Annotated in this window: 1 pseudogene; it reads right to left on the bottom strand. The window is 65.6% G+C overall.

Features of this window, described 5'->3' with window-relative positions:
• A pseudogene (locus tag MKK55_RS06570) lies at positions 1–413 on the bottom strand (PQQ-dependent dehydrogenase, methanol/ethanol family); the annotation flags it as partial.

Below are 413 nucleotides of genomic sequence, written 5' to 3'. Positions count from 1 at the left end.
CCGCCATGGCTGTTCGGCGCGGGGTACATCGACAGGGTCGCACCGACGTAGGGCTGGCCCGGGGTGTAGGTCACCCGGAACGGCTCGTAGTCCATGCAGACGTGGTTGGTGGGCACGTAGAACAGGTTGGTCTTCGGCGAGAACGCAGCAGGCTGCTGGTCCTTGGTGCCGAGGGCCGCCGGGCAGATGCCCTTGGAGTTGGTATCCTCGCCGTTCTGCTCGGTGGAGTACTTGGCCTGGACGAGGGGGCGACCGTAGGTCTTGGAGCCCTTGTCCATATCGACCTTGGAGGCCCAGTTGACGACCGGGTCGAACTTCTCGGCGACGAGGAGTTCGCCGGTGGCGCGGTTGAGTGTGTAGCCGAAGCCGTTGCGGTCGAAGTGGGTCAGCAGCGGGGTCTCCTTGCCGCCGAC

It is taken from the genome of Methylobacterium sp. J-059 (assembly GCF_022829485.1).
GTDB lineage: Bacteria > Pseudomonadota > Alphaproteobacteria > Rhizobiales > Beijerinckiaceae > Methylobacterium.
This window is presented reverse-complemented; position numbering and strand designations above follow the sequence as displayed.